Source organism: Pedobacter sp., from assembly GCF_046462515.1.
Classification (GTDB): Bacteria; Bacteroidota; Bacteroidia; order Sphingobacteriales; family Sphingobacteriaceae; genus Pedobacter.
The window spans coordinates 540,405-557,623 of record NZ_JBKGVD010000008.1 but is presented as its reverse complement, the minus strand read 5'-3'; the positions used below and the strand labels follow the sequence as shown (position 1 = coordinate 557,623).

Annotated in this window: 12 protein-coding genes; 10 read left to right on the top strand and 2 right to left on the bottom strand. The window is 34.9% G+C overall.

All coding sequences use genetic code 11. The annotated features are described in order from the left end of the window. Positions 1 to 280 precede the first annotated feature (280 nt). Positions 281 to 2,731, top strand: a complete 2,451-nt coding sequence (locus ACLHG9_RS10395) for a transglycosylase domain-containing protein (RefSeq protein WP_410221425.1) — start codon at positions 281 to 283, stop codon at positions 2,729 to 2,731. Positions 2,732 to 2,763: 32 nt separating this feature from the next. Then, complete coding sequence (locus tag ACLHG9_RS10390) at positions 2,764 to 5,940, top strand: basic secretory protein-like protein (RefSeq protein WP_410221424.1); 3,177 nt, start codon at positions 2,764 to 2,766, stop codon at positions 5,938 to 5,940. Between the two features lie 57 nt (positions 5,941 to 5,997). Here ACLHG9_RS10390 and ACLHG9_RS10385 read toward each other — a convergent pair whose 3' ends face one another. Continuing rightward, the gene (locus ACLHG9_RS10385) at positions 5,998 to 6,351 is read right to left on the bottom strand and encodes a GIY-YIG nuclease family protein (RefSeq protein WP_243362685.1); all 354 of its coding nucleotides are present in this window, start codon (positions 6,349 to 6,351) and stop codon (positions 5,998 to 6,000) included. A 130-nt stretch (positions 6,352 to 6,481) separates the two neighbouring features. Between ACLHG9_RS10385 and ACLHG9_RS10380 the strand changes: the two genes are divergently transcribed. Beyond that, positions 6,482 to 7,258: an XRE family transcriptional regulator gene (locus ACLHG9_RS10380; protein ID WP_410221423.1), complete on the top strand. Its 777-nt coding sequence runs from the start codon at positions 6,482 to 6,484 to the stop codon at positions 7,256 to 7,258. A gap of 107 nt (positions 7,259 to 7,365) precedes the next feature. On the opposite strand, the gene alaS is transcribed toward ACLHG9_RS10380, so the two are convergent. Then, positions 7,366 to 9,975, bottom strand: a complete 2,610-nt coding sequence (gene alaS, locus ACLHG9_RS10375; protein ID WP_410221422.1) for an alanine--tRNA ligase — start codon at positions 9,973 to 9,975, stop codon at positions 7,366 to 7,368. Between the two features lie 116 nt (positions 9,976 to 10,091). On the opposite strand from alaS, the gene ACLHG9_RS10370 reads away from it, so the two are divergent. The 7 genes from ACLHG9_RS10370 to ACLHG9_RS10340 all read left to right on the top strand — a co-directional run bounded on the left by ACLHG9_RS10370 (position 10,092) and on the right by ACLHG9_RS10340 (position 17,191). Next, positions 10,092 to 10,427, top strand: a complete 336-nt coding sequence (locus tag ACLHG9_RS10370) for a MerR family transcriptional regulator (RefSeq protein WP_243362689.1) — start codon at positions 10,092 to 10,094, stop codon at positions 10,425 to 10,427. Between the two features lie 179 nt (positions 10,428 to 10,606). Continuing rightward, positions 10,607 to 10,750, top strand: a complete 144-nt coding sequence (locus ACLHG9_RS10365; protein WP_410221421.1) for a L,D-transpeptidase — start codon at positions 10,607 to 10,609, stop codon at positions 10,748 to 10,750. Positions 10,751 to 10,800: 50 nt separating this feature from the next. Further along, positions 10,801 to 11,607 (top strand): hypothetical protein, encoded by an 807-nt coding sequence (locus ACLHG9_RS10360; protein WP_410221420.1) that lies wholly within the window; start codon positions 10,801 to 10,803, stop codon positions 11,605 to 11,607. Further along, on the top strand, positions 11,597 to 13,639 hold the full coding sequence (locus ACLHG9_RS10355) for a helix-hairpin-helix domain-containing protein (RefSeq protein ID WP_410221419.1): 2,043 nt from the start codon (positions 11,597 to 11,599) through the stop codon (positions 13,637 to 13,639). The genes ACLHG9_RS10360 and ACLHG9_RS10355 overlap by 11 nt, the downstream gene beginning before the upstream one ends. Positions 13,640 to 13,693: 54 nt before the next feature. Next, the gene (locus tag ACLHG9_RS10350) at positions 13,694 to 15,736 is read left to right on the top strand and encodes a ComEC/Rec2 family competence protein (protein WP_410221418.1); all 2,043 of its coding nucleotides are present in this window, start codon (positions 13,694 to 13,696) and stop codon (positions 15,734 to 15,736) included. Positions 15,737 to 15,741: 5 nt separating this feature from the next. Continuing rightward, positions 15,742 to 16,521 carry an enoyl-CoA hydratase/isomerase family protein gene (locus ACLHG9_RS10345; RefSeq protein WP_410221417.1) on the top strand — a complete coding sequence of 260 codons (780 nt, stop codon included), beginning with the start codon at positions 15,742 to 15,744 and terminating at the stop codon, positions 16,519 to 16,521. A gap of 16 nt (positions 16,522 to 16,537) precedes the next feature. After that, the gene (locus ACLHG9_RS10340; protein ID WP_410221416.1) at positions 16,538 to 17,191 is read left to right on the top strand and encodes a DUF4412 domain-containing protein; all 654 of its coding nucleotides are present in this window, start codon (positions 16,538 to 16,540) and stop codon (positions 17,189 to 17,191) included. Positions 17,192 to 17,219 lie beyond the last annotated feature (28 nt).

Here is a 17,219-nt window from a genome sequence, read left to right as displayed (position 1 = left end):
TGTTTTAAGACGCTGCAAATATAGAGATTAAATTAAATTTTCAATTACTTTTAACATAGAATTTATCTCAAAAACTTAAAAAAAGTTTTAAACGTTTGATTATTTGGCATATAAATTTTCAATTTATTAAACCTCTAAATGCTCAGATAGATCAAACCCATGGTTAAAAAACTTTTTACCATACTTTCTAAAATTAAGTAAATTTAATTAGTTAATTTGTATTCGTAGTTTTAACACAATTTAACAGCATTTAGTCCACGTTTTTTTACATCTTTATCACATGTTTAAAGAAATTAAAAATCGATATTTACGATACTTTACACTCTTTCTTTATTTTATAATTATATTCTTTTGTGCGCTGCAAATTAACTTTTTGTGGCTCTTCGGATACTCTCCTACTTACGTAGATATCAAAAGACCTTCACAACGTATTGGCTCTGAACTTTATACCTCAGATGGCAAACTTATAGGCCGTTATTTTAAAGAAAACAGAACACCCGTTAATTACAATGAAATCTCTAAAAATGTGGTGAATGCCTTAGTAGCTACAGAAGATGTACGCTTCTATAAACACATGGGGATTGATTTTCAGGCATTGGGAAGAGCCATTGTAGGTTTTGGAGATAAAGGCGGCGCTAGTACCATTACCCAACAGCTTGCCAAGAACCTTTATCGCACACGTTACAATAAATCATCCGGTTTTATTAAACACATTCCCTTGGTAAGAACCTTTGTAGCTAAGCTCAAAGAATGGATGACCTCCTTAAAATTAGAAGCCAATTACAGCAAGAATGATATCATAACCATGTATCTTAACACAGTTTCATTCGGTAATAATACATATGGTATCAAAACCGCTTCGCGTATTTATTTCAGCAAGGCTCCCATTGATTTAGATGTACCTCAGTCAGCTTTGCTAGTAGGCATGTTAAAAGCTACTACTTCTTATAATCCGGTAAAGAACCCCGAAAAAGCACTGGAACGTAGAAATGTAGTGCTTTCTCAAATGAATAAATACAATTTTCTCAGCAAAGAAGATCTTTTAAATTACAAAACAACTTCACTGGAACTTAAAATAGGCACTGAAGATGAAGGTAGCGACGGAGACTCTTACTTAAGATCGGCCGTTGATAAATACCTTGAAAAGTGGTGTGAAGATAATGGTTATGACCTCTATGAAGATGGTTTAAAAATATATACCACTATAGATTCTAAATTGCAAACTTATGCCGAAGAAGCTGTATTGGAACAGATGCGTATGTTGCAAAGACGTTTTTACAGCGTATGGGGCAAAGAAGATCCATGGCAGGATAGTGAAGGCAAAAAAGTAGATTATCCTGAACGGGCAAAAAGAAATCTCCCTATTTATGCCATTTTACAAAAGAAGTTTGCCAATCAGCCCGATTCGATTGAAGCCTATTTTAACAAAAAGAAAAAAATGAAAATCTTCTCCTATAACGGCGATAGAGATACACTTTTTTCTACGATGGATTCTATTCGTTATTATGGCAAGATTCTCAATACAGGCATGATGACCTTGGAGCCCAAAACTGGAAAAATCAAGGTATGGGTAGGCGGCATCAACCATAAGTTCTTTAAATATGATCATGTAAACCAAGCAAAAAGACAAGCGGGATCTACATTTAAACCCTTTGCCTATCTAGCAGCTTTAGAAAGTGGAATGACACCTTGCGATAAATTTACAGACAAACCGGTAAAAATTGCTTATCAGCATAAAGGAAAAACAGAATACTGGGAGCCTAAAAATGCTGACTGGAAAAATAGTTATCAGGAAATGTCTTTACGCTGGGCAATGGCAAAATCAGTAAACACCATTACTGCACAGGTAACCGAAAAAGTAGGCTGGGATAATGTGGTTAAATGGGCGCATGAGTGTGGCATAGACAGTAAATTAGAATCAGTCCCTTCGGTTTCGTTAGGTTCTAATGATGTATCGGTGTATGAAATGGTTAAAGCCTATGGTACTTTTTTAAATGAAGGTGTAAAAGTTGACCCCATATTGGTAGAAACCATAAAAGATCAGAATGATAATGTAATTGCCGATTTCAAACCTAAAATGAAAAGAGCTTTAACAGAAGAAATTGCCTGGTTAATGCTTTATATGTTTAGAGGTGGTATGGAAGAACCGGGAGGAACTTCGCAAGCATTATGGAGCTGGGATCTTTTTAAGAAAAACAATCAGATTGGTGGTAAAACCGGTACTTCATCAGACTATGTAGATGCCTGGTATATGGGCATAACAAAAGACCTGGTTACAGGAGTTTGGGTAGGCTGTGATGAAAGAACTGCACATTTCCAAAATGGCGAACAAGGCGAAGGTTCGAGAACTGCCTTACCAATTTTCGCCAAATTTATGGAGAAAGTGTACCACGATCCTAACAGCGGCTATACTTATGGGCCATTTCCTAAACCTACGGTAAAAATCAGCATCAACTATGATTGTCCTACCCCACGCCAGCATGTTGATACACTTCAAAATGATAGTCTTTCGGTAGATTCATTAATGGTCGATGAACCAATTCCAGTAGAAAATCCTGAACCAATTAAACAGGAACCCGTTAAAACAGAAGAAAAAAAGATTAATGAAACAGCATCATCAATTAAAGCTACAGAAGCAGCTAATACACCTTTAACAAAAAAAGAAGAACGCGAATTAAGAAGACAGCAACGTCGCGAAGAAAAAGAAAAGAAGAAAAATGGTGGCAATTAACTCGTTATTGTACATATTAAACATACAACATCATGAACAGTAAACTCTACAAAAGAATAACCATACTTTTAATATGTTCATTGTTTTTAAGCATTCATGTAAAAGCACAATACTTTGGACAGAACAGAGTAAGATATAAAAACGAAAAATTTAAAGTATTACAAACTCCCCATTTTGATATTTACTACTATATCAAAAATGATAAATTACTTAAAAAATTTGCTCAGGATGCCGAAACATGGTATAAAATGCACCAGGAATTATTCAGAGATACTTTTCTAAAAAAAAATCCGATTATTTTATACAATAACCATCCTGATTTTCAGCAAACCACAGCTCTTCAAGGCGAAATAGGTGTGGGAACCGGAGGTGTAACCGAAGCTTTAAAAAACAGGGTAATCATGCCTTTTATGGAATTGAACAGCCAAACAAGACACGTTTTAGGTCATGAACTGGTACATGCTTTTCAATACCATCTTTTACTTGAAAAAGATTCTATTCCATTAGAGAACATTGGGCAAACCCCATTATGGATGGTAGAAGGTATGGCCGAATATTTATCTGTGGGTAAAAAAGATGCTTTTACTTCAATGTGGATGCGTGATGCTTTATTAAACCGAGATATCCCCTCTTTAAAAGACTTAACCAATTCAAACAAGTATTTCCCTTATCGTTACGGACAGGCTTTCTGGACTTTTATAGGCTCGCTATACGGAGACACCACTATTGTACCTTTATTTAAAGCCACTGCTAAATTTGGTTATGAAAATGGTATAAGATATACCTTTGGATATGATGACAAAACACTTTCTGGTCTGTGGAAAAATGCTATAGAGCAGCATTACAGGCCCATGTTAAAAGCAGACAGTTCGCAAATCAAGATTTCAGGCAATAGGATTATCGACAACAAAAATGCAGGCAACATGAACGTAGCCCCTGCTATCAGTCCTGATGGTAAATATTTAGCTTTTTTGTCAGAGAAAGACCTGTTTGGTATCGATCTGTTTTTAGCTGAAGCAAAAACAGGGAAGATCATCAGAAAACTCAGCAGCCAGATTGCAAACTCCCATATTGATGATTTCAATTTTATAGAATCAGCTGGAGCATGGTCACCCGACAGCAAACTATTTGCATTCAGTATTTTTGGCAAAGGTAAAAACCAGTTAATGATTATTAACGTAGCTAATGGACAAACAATTCTAACTACCGATATGGGTAAGGTAGAGCAGTTTGGCAATTTAACCTGGTCGCCAAACGGCAAAGACATTGCTTTTTCGGGCATGGTAGAAGGGCAAAGTGATATTTTCTCTTATAATTTAGATACTAAAGCAGTAACACAAATCACCAATGACGAATATGCTGATTATGCCCCAAATTACTCTCCTGATGGTAAAATGATCGTTTTTTCTTCAGACAGAGTAGCCATGCAAAACGGGGTAAAAAATGCTGTGTACCCTATTAATTTAAGCATATACAATATTGAGAACAAAACGTTAACAGATATTCCGGTATTTCCAGGAGCTAACAATTTAAATGCACAGTTCTCTGGCGATAGCAAACGTATTTTTTTCCTTTCTAACCGCGATGGTTTTAGAAACTTATATGAATATCATCTGGAAACTAAAAAGCTTAGACAATTAACAGATTACTTTACAGGAATTAGCGGTATAACAGAATTTTCACCTGCTATCAGTGTTTCCCGTAACGATGAAATCGTTTATAGTTACTACCGTTATCAGCGCTATACGCTCTATAACGCAAATCTCAATAATTTTAAAGCAAAAGATGTAGATGCCAATGATGTAAACTTTGATGCAGCGATCTTACCTCCGAAAGAAAACACAGGTGTAAATGTGGTTAATGCTAATCTGGCTAATTTTGAACGCTTTGAACGTACGCCTGAAACAGCTATGGCCAATGTTCCTTACCGTCCTAAATTTCAACTGGATTATTTAGCTAACAGTGGAGGTATAGGCATGAGTACCAGCAGATTTGGTACAGGTATGCAAGGTGGTATAGTGGGTATGTTTAGTGATATTTTGGGTCGCAACCAGATTATTGCCAATGTAGCCGTTAATGGAGAAATCTATGATTTTGGGGGTATGGTAGGTTACATTAATCAAAATCGCCGTTTAAATTGGGGGGCAGCTATATCGCATACACCTTATATTACCGGCTTTTTATCTGCAAATTACTACAACCCCGCAACCAACCCTAACGGACAACCAATTGATACGATTAGCACCAATATTTTAAGAACATTCGAAGAATCTGCGCAGTTATTTACTGCCTACCCTTTTAACAAAGCTCACCGTTTTGAAGTTGGCGGAGGATTTTCTCATTACAGTTACCGTTTAGATAGATTTAACAATTATTACCAATATGCCAATGGTTATCAATATTATTTGGGTTCAGATAGGCAGAAGGTAAACAAAACTGACGCTATGAATGCATTGGGAATGCCGCTAAACGCATTTACAATTTATCAGTTAAACGCTTCCTTTGTTGGTGATAATTCTATTTTTGGCTTAACCTCGCCTTTGGATGGTTTCAGGTATCGTATAGGGGCCGAACAATACTTTGGCGATTACAATTTCTCTGCTGTGACATTAGACCTGAGAAAATATTTTAGATTTAAACCGGTAACACTTGCCCTGAGATCATACAATTATTTACGATTGGGTAAAGACGGAGAGAATCTATATCCGTTATATGCAGGATATAATTACCTGATCAGAGGATACGAGCCTACTTCTTTTTACAATAATGCCAACCAGACACCTAACAGTTTTAATATAGACCAGTTATCAGGAAGTAAAATAGCTATTTTTAACTTTGAGCTAAGGCTGCCTTTTACAGGACCTAAGAAATTAGCACAAATACCTTCTAAATTTTTATTTACCGATTTAAACTTGTTTTTTGATGCGGGTTTAGCGTGGACAGAAAATACCAAAGTAGCATTTAAAGGCCAGCCAACTTACCAGACTATAAATGTTACCGATCAAAATGGTAATCCTATTTTGGATGGTAATGGTAATCCTATTATGACCAGTTATACCAATGAACGTGTACCCGCTCTTAGTGCAGGTATATCTGTAAGAGTAAATGTATTTGGATATTTTGTGCTGGAACCCTATTATGCCATACCTTTCCAACGTAAAGATGTTAAAACCGGCGTATTTGGTTTAACATTTGCGCCAGGATGGTAACAATTTAATTTACATATCATTTGATAAAAGAGCTTTTGAATAAACAAAAGCTCTTTTTTATGATAGAGAGTGCATCATCGGTAAACTTACCTGCATATTTATCTTTTGGTGACTTAAGATATTCTCAAAATCCAAACCTATAGTTAAATCAATCCAATCAGGATTACATGAACGTACCAATCTTTCTTTTTGAGCTCTTGTAAATCTGCTTACCAGTTTAAAACGGTTCAGGGCCTGTGCTTCAGTTTTAAATTCTTCAAAGTAAACCAATCTTGTTAATTGCTGCGCGCTGTCAAAAAATAAATTTGGCATCTGCTTATAAAAATCTAAAGTTTTGATCAAATCAGCACTCATGCCTACATGTAAACTTGTACGATTTCTGTCTGTGACGATATAAACAATCTTTTTCATATGATTAACAATCAGGTTAAACTAAATTAATTAGATAAAATTTTGAACTATCAACTATAATTACTAATTTTATTGGCACAATAATACTAACAATTTTAGTAAAAACAAATTTATTTTAAATTATTTTTCTATGTCGAACATTTCATCCAATCTAAAATACCTGAGAAAGAAAAAGGGCCACACACAACAGCAATTCGCTGATGCAATGGAAATTAAACGTTCTTTAATAGGTGCGTATGAAGAAGACAGAGCTGAGCCAAAATATGAATTACTAAAAAAAATAGCAGATTATTTTGATTTGACTATCGATGAATTCATCAACGATAAAATAGATGACAACTGGAAACCTAAACCTAAAAGCCAGGGCTCCAATCTGCGTGTATTAAGTATATCTGTTGATCATAACGACAGAGAAAATATAGAACTTGTTCCTGTTAAAGCAAGCGCTGGCTACCTTAACGGTTTCTCTGACCCGCAATACATACAAGACCTCCCTAAATTTCAGTTACCTATACCTGCTTTAAGACAAGGCACTTATAGAGCATTTGAGATCATGGGAGATTCAATGCTGCCGGTACAACCCGAAAGTGTGATTATTGGCGAATATCTTGAAAACTGGAATGATATTAAGATTGGAGAAACTTATATTATCATCAGTAAAAATGAAGGTGTGGTATATAAAAGAGCAGGTAATAAATTTAAGGAAAACCGCGAGCTGAAATTAGTTTCAGATAATAAAGTATATGATCCATATACCATTCCTGCTGAAGATATTTTAGAGATCTGGAAAGCAAAAGCCTATATCTCTACTACCTTACCAGAACCTACTCCTGAGCCTACCATAGAAACCTTATCTAGTATGATGACCCAAATGCAGAAATCAATTGCCCAATTAAATAAAAATTAAAAAAAGACTTGTCCAAAAAACATCTTCGTCATTCTAATATAGATCCTGAAACAAGTTCAGGATGACGAAAGTGTTAGTTTTTTGGACAAGCCATATCTCAATGCTGTTTATACAAAACTTTTAGCTCTCGCCAGGGCTTTATCTAAACCACTGGCATCTTTACCACCGGCAGTAGCATAAAATGCCTGTCCTCCGCCTCCACCTTGTATATCTTTGGCTAATTCTCTTACAATCTGTCCGGCATTGTAATTTTTGGCTTTTACCAATTCATCATCTATAGCTACAGTTAACTGAGGTTTTCCATCAATTACCACCCCTAAAACGAGGAAGAGGTTTTGTACCGCACCTTTAACTGCATAAGCTAAGGTTTTAACGGCATCAGCATTAGGCAAATCTACTCTCGAAACAATGAAATTAACACCATCAATATTTTCTATCTTACTTTCCAAATCGGTACGCAAAGCCAATGCACGTTCGGTAACATTTTTTTCTATTTCTTTTTTCAATCCACTATTTTCTTCAATGATCTTGCCTAAAACACCTACAAAATCCTTTGGGCTGTTAAGCAGATTTTTGATATGTTGGACCAATTCAAATTGCTCTCTGATCACTGCAGCTGATTTAGTTCCTGTAATAGCTTCAATTCTACGTACGCCAGCCGCTACCGCTCCTTCACTTATAATTTTAAAGAAACCAATCTGTCCGGTAGCTTTTACATGTGTTCCGCCACAAAGTTCTTTTGAAAATTCATCATCGAAGGTAATTACTCGCACAAACTCTCCATATTTCTCACCGAATAAAGCGGTAACACCACTGTCAATCGCTTTTTGATAAGGCACATTACGCTCTTCTTTTAGCGCAATGTTCGCTCTTATTTTTTCATTTACAATATCTTCTACATTTTTGATCTCTTCATCAGTAAGTTTCGCGAAATGAGAGATATCAAAACGCAACAGGTCATTATTTACTAAAGATCCTTTTTGATTTACATGATTGCCTAACACTTGTTTAAGCGCTGCATGCATTAAATGAGTTGCGCTGTGGTTGTTTTCCGTATCACGGCGTAAATCTTCATCTACTTCTGCATAAAAAGAACCGCTAAAATCCGAAGGTAATTCATTTACAAAGTGTACAGTAAGTCCATTTTCTTTTTTAGTATCCGTAATCCTGATTTTCTGCCCAGTTTTATTAGAAGTTAGATAGCCCTGATCACCAACCTGCCCTCCACCTTCTGCATAAAAAGGTGTTATACTCAATACAAGTTGGTATTGTTCTTTACCTTTTGCAGATATTTTGCGGTATTTCAATACTTCGGTATCAGCATTCAGGTAATCATAACCTATAAATTGAGATTCTTCACCATCGTTAATAACTATCCAGTCTCCGGTATCAATTGCTGTAGCAGCTCTTGATCTGTTCTTCTGCACATCTAAGGCTTTGTTAAAACCTTCCATATCAACCGACATACCTTTTTCACGGGCCATCAGATCAGTTAAATCTATAGGGAAACCAAAGGTATCATAAAGTTCAAAAGCAAAGTCTCCATCAATAATGTCTTTACCTTCATATTTCTCAAAACGCTGTATACCCGTTGCCAAAGTTCTCAGAAAAGATACTTCTTCTTCTAAAACCACTTTCTGTACAAAATCTTTTTGTTCAAACAGTTCATTGAACACACCTTCAAATTGATTGGCCAACAACGGAACCAATTCATTTAAGAAAGGTTCTTTAAAGTTTAAAAAGGTATAAGCATAACGTACCGCTCTACGTAAAATACGACGGATCACATAACCCGCTTTATTGTTAGAAGGCAATTGTCCATCCGCAATTACAAAAGAAATGGCACGGATATGATCGGCCATAACACGCATGGCAATGTCAGTTTTTTCATCATCGCCATAAGCCATGCCTGCTTTGCCTGCAATAAATTGTATAAGGGGCTGAAATACATCTGTATCGTAATTTGATTTTTTTTCTTGTAAAACACGTACTAAACGTTCAAACCCCATACCCGTATCTACGTGTTTGGCCGGAAGAGGCTTTAATGAACCATCTTTTAAGCGGTTAAATTGCATAAAAACGTTGTTCCAGATTTCTATAACCTGGGGATGATCGGCATTTACCAGATCTTTACCTTTTCCGTCTTTACGCTCTTCTGCACTTCTGCAGTCTACGTGAATTTCAGAGCAGGGACCGCATGGTCCCGTATCGCCCATTTCCCAAAAATTATCTTTTTTATTACCTAAAATAATGCGTTCTTCAGGAACGTATTGTTTCCAAATCTCATATGCTTCGGTATCTTTAGGTAAACCTTCATTCTCATCACCCTGAAAAACAGAAACATATAACTGGTCTTTAGGGATTTTATAAACCTCTGTTAACAACTCCCAGCTCCATGCAATAGCTTCTTTCTTAAAATAATCGCCAAAGCTCCAGTTACCTAACATTTCAAACATGGTATGGTGGTATGTATCTATACCTACTTCTTCAAGATCGTTATGTTTACCCGAAACCCTTAAACAACGTTGGGTATCGGCAACTCTCGGATATTTAATGGCAGCTTCGCCCAGAAAAAGATCTTTAAATTGATTCATGCCCGCATTAGTAAACATCAATGTAGGGTCATTTTTAACCACAATTGGAGCCGAGGGTACAATATGGTGCTGTTTTGCTTTGAAAAAATCTAAAAATGTTTGTCTTATTTCTTTTGCTGTCATTGCTTAAAAATATTTACAGCGCAAAATTAAAATTTTATTACGGTTTTATGCTAAAATCGCCTTACATTTGAATACTTTAAGTAAAACCTGCAAAACATTAATAATCAATTACAATCATGCCGTACAAAGAAAGAGAAATCAATAAAATGTATTATACCATGGGCGAAGTAACCGAAATGTTTGGCGTAAATGCTTCTCAAATCAGGTTTTACGAAAAGGAATTTGATGTACTTAAACCTAAAAAAAATAAAAAAGGAAACAGGCTTTTTACCCCTGAAGACATCGAAAACCTGAAGATTATTTTTCACCTGGTAGATGAAAAAGGGTTCACTTTAAAAGGTGCCAAAGAGCATCTTAAAAGCAATAAAGATGAAGTAAAAGAAAATCAGAAGATTATCGAATCTCTTGAGCGTATAAAAGACTTTCTGCTAAAGTTAAATGGCGAAATCTAAACATAACGTTCTGTTACTGTCTTTCAGTCTTTTAATTTTAAGCTGTCAGGTTAATTATCAACACAATACCACAATTTATCAAGATACCTTATTAATAATATACGATTACCCAAGGTGATCTGGAAAAGTATATTTCTTTCCGGAATATTAAAGATACGGCTGGATGAAAAAAAGAATTATTGGAAATTTTAAATGTTTTACATTTTCAGCTTGACCCAAAATTTAAAACTCAGACAAATGGCTGTATTGCGCTTACCAACGAGGATATGCGTGAATTCAGATCTATTGTTTTTCAGAACACGCCTATCGAAATCAGAAAATAATATTTTGCAACAAGAATAAAATAACATAAATTGGTGATAACAAACCATTTATGTCTAAATTCTCGCTTTCAGTTCTCACGCTCTGGATTTCAGGGGCGGTAGGCTATGCTCAGTTCAGTATAGGGCCTAAAATAACCTCTATGGGATCAAACGGGGCTTCTGTTAGAGATGTATGGAGCACAGTTGCCAATCCGGGGGGAATTACAGCTATAAAATCAGCCACAGTAGCTATTAACTACAGTAAATTTCTATTTAACAGCGAATTAAGTACACAAGGAGCATCCTTAATTATTCCTTTTGCCAAAACATTTGTAGGTTTAAGCTTTTTACGCTACGGTTTTACTGAATATAATGAAATCAAAACTGGCGTAGCAATTGGCAAAAAATTTTCAGAGTATTTTTCTATTGGCTTAAGAACCAATCTGCATCAGCTTAGCATATCTAATTACGGAGCATCAACCGGTTTTTCATTTGATTTAGGAACTATCTATACTTTAAATGAACAGATTGATATAGGTGCTTATATTACCAATCCTACAAGGCAAAACTTTAACTCTTCTACCATTGCGAACAATATAGCCACAACTATAAATATTGGTGCTTCTTACCTCGCTTCAGATAAAGTATTGATTGCAGCAAGCCTGTCTAAAGAATTGCAGGCAAAACCCGATATAAGATTAGGAATAGACTATAGCCCTATCAACTTGCTAAGTTTACGCGGAGGAATTAGCTGCCAACCATTTAAGCAGTTTTTTGGAATAGGTCTTTCTTACCAGAAACTTGTATTGGATACCGCAATAGAAAATCATTACCAAATAGGTTGTACCCCTCAAATAGGTTTAAGTTATGCGTTTTAGACTACTCATACCTTTATTGGTGGTATTTAGCGAAATTACTGCTAAAGCACAAACAACAGAGCAGAATATAATCAGAGAGCTCATTGAAAGTATGGCCGAAAATCTGCCTGAAGATTACGATTTTTCAGAGTTGCATGAACGTCTGTTATATTATCGTAATCGTCCGGTAAATCTGAATTATACTTCTGCTGAAGAGCTCAAAACATTCATATTTTTATCACCTTTACAAATTAATAATCTGTTTGAGTATATAAAACGCAACGGGAAGCTGATTGATATTTATGAATTGCAAGCCATTGAAGGATTTGACATAGAAACCATCCAAAGACTAATACCATTCGTAACCTTAGATCAGAATACCATTAATGATAAAATTACTTTATATAATATCTTAAAATATGCTCATAATGATTTAATTATAAGATATGAACGTGTGCTTGAGAAATCAAAAGGCTATAAGGAATTATCCGGAAATCGTTATTTAGGCACACCTGATAAATACCTGTTAAGGTATAAATACAATTATTCAAACAGAATATCGGCATCATTGATTTTAAAAAAAGATGCAGGCGAGTATTTCTTTAACGGGCCCAAGCAATACCCATTTGATTATCTTTCAGCCCATGTTGCACTGTTTAAAACAGGAAGATTCAAGAAAATTGTTTTGGGCGATTACAGCTTACATTTCGGACAGGCTTTAAACTTATGGTCGGGTTTTGCTTTTGGTAAATCTCCGGAAATATCGAATATGGTTAAAAATGATACTGGTTTAAAACCTTATACCTCATCTAACGAATATGCTTTTTTACGGGGGATAGCAACTACTGTCAATTTATTCAAAAACATAGATATTACCCCTTTTATATCATACAGATATTTAGATGCAACAGTTACAAAAGATACAGATGGTTTACAAACAATCAATACCATTAATCAAACTGGTTTGCACCGTACTTCATCAGAAATCGAGAACAAGAACAGTACCAGCCAATTGGTTTATGGCGGCATTATCCAATACCATCTCAAAAGATTAAATGTAGGCACTATTGCTTATCAAACCCATTTTAACAATACTTTTATTCCAGGATCTGGATTATATCGCAGTTTTAATTTTACAGGTACAGATTTGACAAACCTTGGTACATATTATGATTTTACTTATAAAAATTTCTATTTATTCGGTGAGATTGGTAAAAGCCTTCATAGTGGTACAGCTTTTTTAAATGGCATCCTGATCAGTTTATCTCCTCAAGTATCGGCAGTAGCTTTATACCGTAGTTATGCTGAAAATTACCATAATTTCTTTAATCAGTCTATAGCTGAAGCGAGCGAGGCAATCAATGAAAAAGGGTTATATAGCGGATTAAAGATCATTCCTTCCAAATCATGGAGTTTTTCTTTCTACGCCGATTATTTCAGATTTCCCTGGTTAAAATTCAGAGTTGATGCGCCTTCTAATGGTTATGAATTGCTAGCTCAGGCTAATTATACCCCAAAAAAAAGTATAAAAACTGTTTTCCGCTTCAAAATGAAGAACAAACAGCAAAACACAGACGCCAATGTACCATTCAATTATTTGGATGATATAAAAACGGAGAATTACAGAGCTGAAATAAAATGGAATCCCAATAAATCGTGGGGTTTTCAAAACAGATTAGAAATGGTGAATTACAAAAAAGGAACAGTTAGTAAAGAACATGGTTATTTATTCTATCAGGATATCGAATATTCACCTCTATCTTCAAAATTATCTGCCAATTTAAGGGTAGCCTATTTCAATACAGCTTCTTACAATAGCAGAATTTATGCTTATGAAGATGACGTACTTTATCATTTTACTTTTACACCGTATAGTGGAAAAGGTATCAGAACCTATGCTAATTTAAAATACAGATTGGCAAAGCAACTGGATATGTGGGCAAGGTACGCTCTATTTAATTATAATAATGTAGAAACAGTGGGCTCATATTTAGATGAAATATCAGGAAATAAAAAATCAGACATCAGGCTGCAATTGCGCTATCAATTTTAATACGATTTGGTTTTTAAAGGAGAAATAGTATTTATCAAAGTGCTTATACCTTTTATGTTAGGTATTATAACAGCTTACTATACTCAAAATAATGCAGTATTGATTTTTAGCTTTTACGCTTTACTTTCATCTTTTTTAGTGCTGCTTATCTTAAATATCCTATATATAAAATTTAGGATATGGAAACACAAGATACTCATAGGAGGTCTTTTAACTATCTGTTTATTTTTTACGGGAAGTACACTTTGCCTGCTTAAAACTGATTTCTTAAAAGATGCTTATTTTACCAAGCAACAGTTTAAAGCCCTCAGAATATATATAAGCTCAGAACCGCAACTAAACCATGACATTCTAAGATTTGAAGCAGAAGTAACAGGTGGCATAAAAGCAAAAACTTTATACCCTGTTACAGGCAAACTATTGGTAGCTTTAAAAACAGATAGTACCCAGTCTGTTGGCTTAAATTATGGCGATGAATTGCTGATTGAACCTATATATACCCCTGTTGAACCTGCATATAATCCTGCAGAGTTCGATTTCAAAGCATGGTTAGCCGCTCGTAATATTTATCAGCAAGTTTTTATCAACCAGAACAAAATTGTAAAACTACCTTCAAATGCTGCAAATCCTTTGCTAAAATATGCCATTAATCTGCGTCAAAAACAGGTAGATTTTTACCGGAAAGTTATCAAAAATGATGAAGCTTTTGCGGTGGCTTCTACACTTATCTTGGGTTATCGTGCCAATCTGAGCCAGGAAACTTTAAGTGCTTACAGCAAAACAGGTACTATACACGCCTTGTCAGTATCAGGTATGCACGTAGGAATTATTTATATCATGATCAATATTCTGCTGTTAAGATTCAGCAAAAACACAAGATGGATGATTATCATAAAACTCGTGCTTACCATTACCCTGATATGGTATTATGCACTTATTACCGGACTATCTGCTTCTGTACTCAGGTCGGCTATTATGTTAAGTGCAGTTATTTTCTCCAAACAACTTAAGCGGCATATCAATAGTTACAATGTATTAGCCTTTACCGCTTTTATCTTACTGATATTTGATCCTTTCTTGATATGGGATGTAGGTTTTCAGCTTTCTTTTTTAGCCGTATTAGGATTAATTGCTTTACAGCTGCCAATATATAGGTCATTATTTTTCAAAAATTATTTTCTTGATAAAATATGGGCCACAAGTGCTGTGAGTATGTCTGCTCAAATAACTACGCTTCCGCTCAGCATATATTATTTTCATCAGTTCCCGGTATATTTTATCATCAGCAATTTATTTATTGTCATTCCTGTAATCCTCATTATGTATATAGGCTTAGCTATGCTGATTTTTAAAATAAGTTGGGCAGCCCCGATTTTCGAATATATTATCACCTTTACTAATGAGGGTTTAAAATGGATAGCTGATCTACCTTTTTCAGGACTTACTTCTATCTTTATCGAGCGGTGGCAGGTATGGGCTTTAAGCCTGTTTATTATATTCATTTCCATAGGCTTGATTCAAAAAAAAGCAAGACCGGTTATTTGCGCATTATGCTTACTGTTATGCTTCCAAATAGGAGATGCGCATCAAAAAATGCTTGCTGAAAAACAACGAAAAATAATATTCTTTACTTTACGTAAAAATTATGCAGCTGCTTTTATCAATTCTAAAGAAGCTATTTTAGTTACAGACCTAAATCCCCTGGAAAAGAATTATTTATTTTTTGTGAAACCTGCTTTAGAACAATATAGAGTTAATGAAATAAAATTTATTAATTGGAAAACAGATACGGCCACAAAATATCTTATTAAAAGTAATCACCAAATAACTTTTTACGATAAAAGCCTCATTTTAATAGACTCAGATTTCAATCATAAAAAAATAAAAAACGAAATTCCTTTTAATTATGTATGGTTACATCAAAATCCCAAAGTTGATATTAGCACATTACATGAACAATTAAAAGCTTCTACCCTTCTAATTGATGCTACAAATAAAGATTTCAAAATTACAGAATTTGAAAATGAAGCAAAAAAAACTAATTTTAGAACACATTTACTAAAAAGGAACGATGCCTTGCTGGTATCCCTTAACTAATCATTATGGCCGAAAGCTTAGTACTCTATTATGTAGAAGAACGTATTTGTGAAATTACGCTCAACAGAGCTGATAAGAAAAATGCTTTAAATCCTGAACTAGTTAACCAGTTAAAAAAGGCTATACAGCAAGCTAATGATGATGAAAGAGTTAAAGTAATCATTTTAAAAGCAAATGGCGATTGTTTTAGCGCAGGTGCTGATCTGGCTTATCTGCAACAATTACAACAAAACACTTTCGAAGATAATTTGGTTGATTCTGAAAATCTGAAAGCACTTTTTACAGCTATTAACTATTCCGATAAAACAGTAATTGCTCAAGTTGAAGGTCATGCCATAGCCGGAGGATGTGGCTTAGCTACGGTCTGCGACCTTGTTTTTGCCGTACCTGAGGCCAAATTTGGCTACACAGAAGTAAAATTAGGCTTTGTACCTGCTATTGTAGCCTGTTTTCTGATGCAAAAGACAAGCCTTACCATAGCTAAAAAATTATTACTGACAGGCGAGCTGTTCAGTGCAGAAGAAGCTCTGCAATATAATTTGATTACCTATGTAACAAAATCAGATGAAATCAATCAAACCGTAAGAAATTTTGCTTTAGATTTATGTAACAATTCATCGGTTAATTCGTTACAGAAAACCAAGAAGCTGATTAATGAAATTGCTTATAACAATTTAAACGCAAACCTTAACTATGCTGTTAAACTAAACGCAGAAGTTAGGCAAAGCGATGATTTTAACAAAGGAATAACTGCTTTTTTAAATAAGCAGAAAATTAAATGGTAAACTATAAACTTTAAATATGATGTTCAAATCAATCAAAACAGGAGTAATAGCTGCTATAATGGTAAGCTCAACCGTATATGCTTTTGCTCAGAAAAAAATAACAGAAGGTACAGCAGTGTATTCTATGGAAGGTGCAATGGGCAAACAAGAACAGAAATTATCTTTCAATAATAATGTATCTAAATTAGTAATCGAATCTGGCCCTGCAACCATTTCTATTCTAAATGATGTAGAAAAAGAAAACGGTCTTATCTTAGTGAGCGTACCGATTGCGCAAATCCAGAAAGCCGCTAAACTAGCTAAAAAAGATCTAACCGAGCAAAACGAGCAGCAAGGCATTTTTCCTCCCGTTGATATTACCCCTACAGGTGAAAAACAAACTATAAATGGCTTTAATGCAGAAAAATACACTTATAAGAACGGCGCTAATGGCGAAACTTATGAGGTATGGATTACTAAAGATATTGATCTCCCTGCCAATATGTTTACCGATAATTTTAAATCGCTCAAAGGAACCATGGTAAAAGTTACCGGCAAAGGTGGAAGTATTATCTTAAAATCTGCTACAGAAGGTAAAATTGGAGTTTTATCTACAACAGATATTCCAAGCGGATATGATGAGATTACTTATGAAGAGCTTAAATCTATGCAAGGAGGCGGCGGAGAATAATTAAAATCTTTGCTCACAAATCTATTCG

Bases quoted from the DNA above. Each gene is read 5' to 3' on its own strand.
- ACLHG9_RS10395 (WP_410221425.1), top strand. From the start codon at position 281: ATGTTTAAAGAAATTAAAAATCGATATTTACGATACTTTACACTCTTT.
- ACLHG9_RS10390 (WP_410221424.1), top strand. From the start codon at position 2,764: ATGAACAGTAAACTCTACAAAAGAATAACCATACTTTTAATATGTTCA.
- ACLHG9_RS10385 (WP_243362685.1), bottom strand. From the start codon at position 6,351: ATGAAAAAGATTGTTTATATCGTCACAGACAGAAATCGTACAAGTTTA.
- ACLHG9_RS10380 (WP_410221423.1), top strand. From the start codon at position 6,482: ATGTCGAACATTTCATCCAATCTAAAATACCTGAGAAAGAAAAAGGGC.
- alaS (WP_410221422.1), bottom strand. From the start codon at position 9,975: ATGACAGCAAAAGAAATAAGACAAACATTTTTAGATTTTTTCAAAGCA.
- ACLHG9_RS10370 (WP_243362689.1), top strand. From the start codon at position 10,092: ATGCCGTACAAAGAAAGAGAAATCAATAAAATGTATTATACCATGGGC.
- ACLHG9_RS10360 (WP_410221420.1), top strand. From the start codon at position 10,801: ATGTCTAAATTCTCGCTTTCAGTTCTCACGCTCTGGATTTCAGGGGCG.
- ACLHG9_RS10355 (WP_410221419.1), top strand. From the start codon at position 11,597: ATGCGTTTTAGACTACTCATACCTTTATTGGTGGTATTTAGCGAAATT.
- ACLHG9_RS10350 (WP_410221418.1), top strand. From the start codon at position 13,694: ATGTTAGGTATTATAACAGCTTACTATACTCAAAATAATGCAGTATTG.
- ACLHG9_RS10345 (WP_410221417.1), top strand. From the start codon at position 15,742: ATGGCCGAAAGCTTAGTACTCTATTATGTAGAAGAACGTATTTGTGAA.
- ACLHG9_RS10340 (WP_410221416.1), top strand. From the start codon at position 16,538: ATGATGTTCAAATCAATCAAAACAGGAGTAATAGCTGCTATAATGGTA.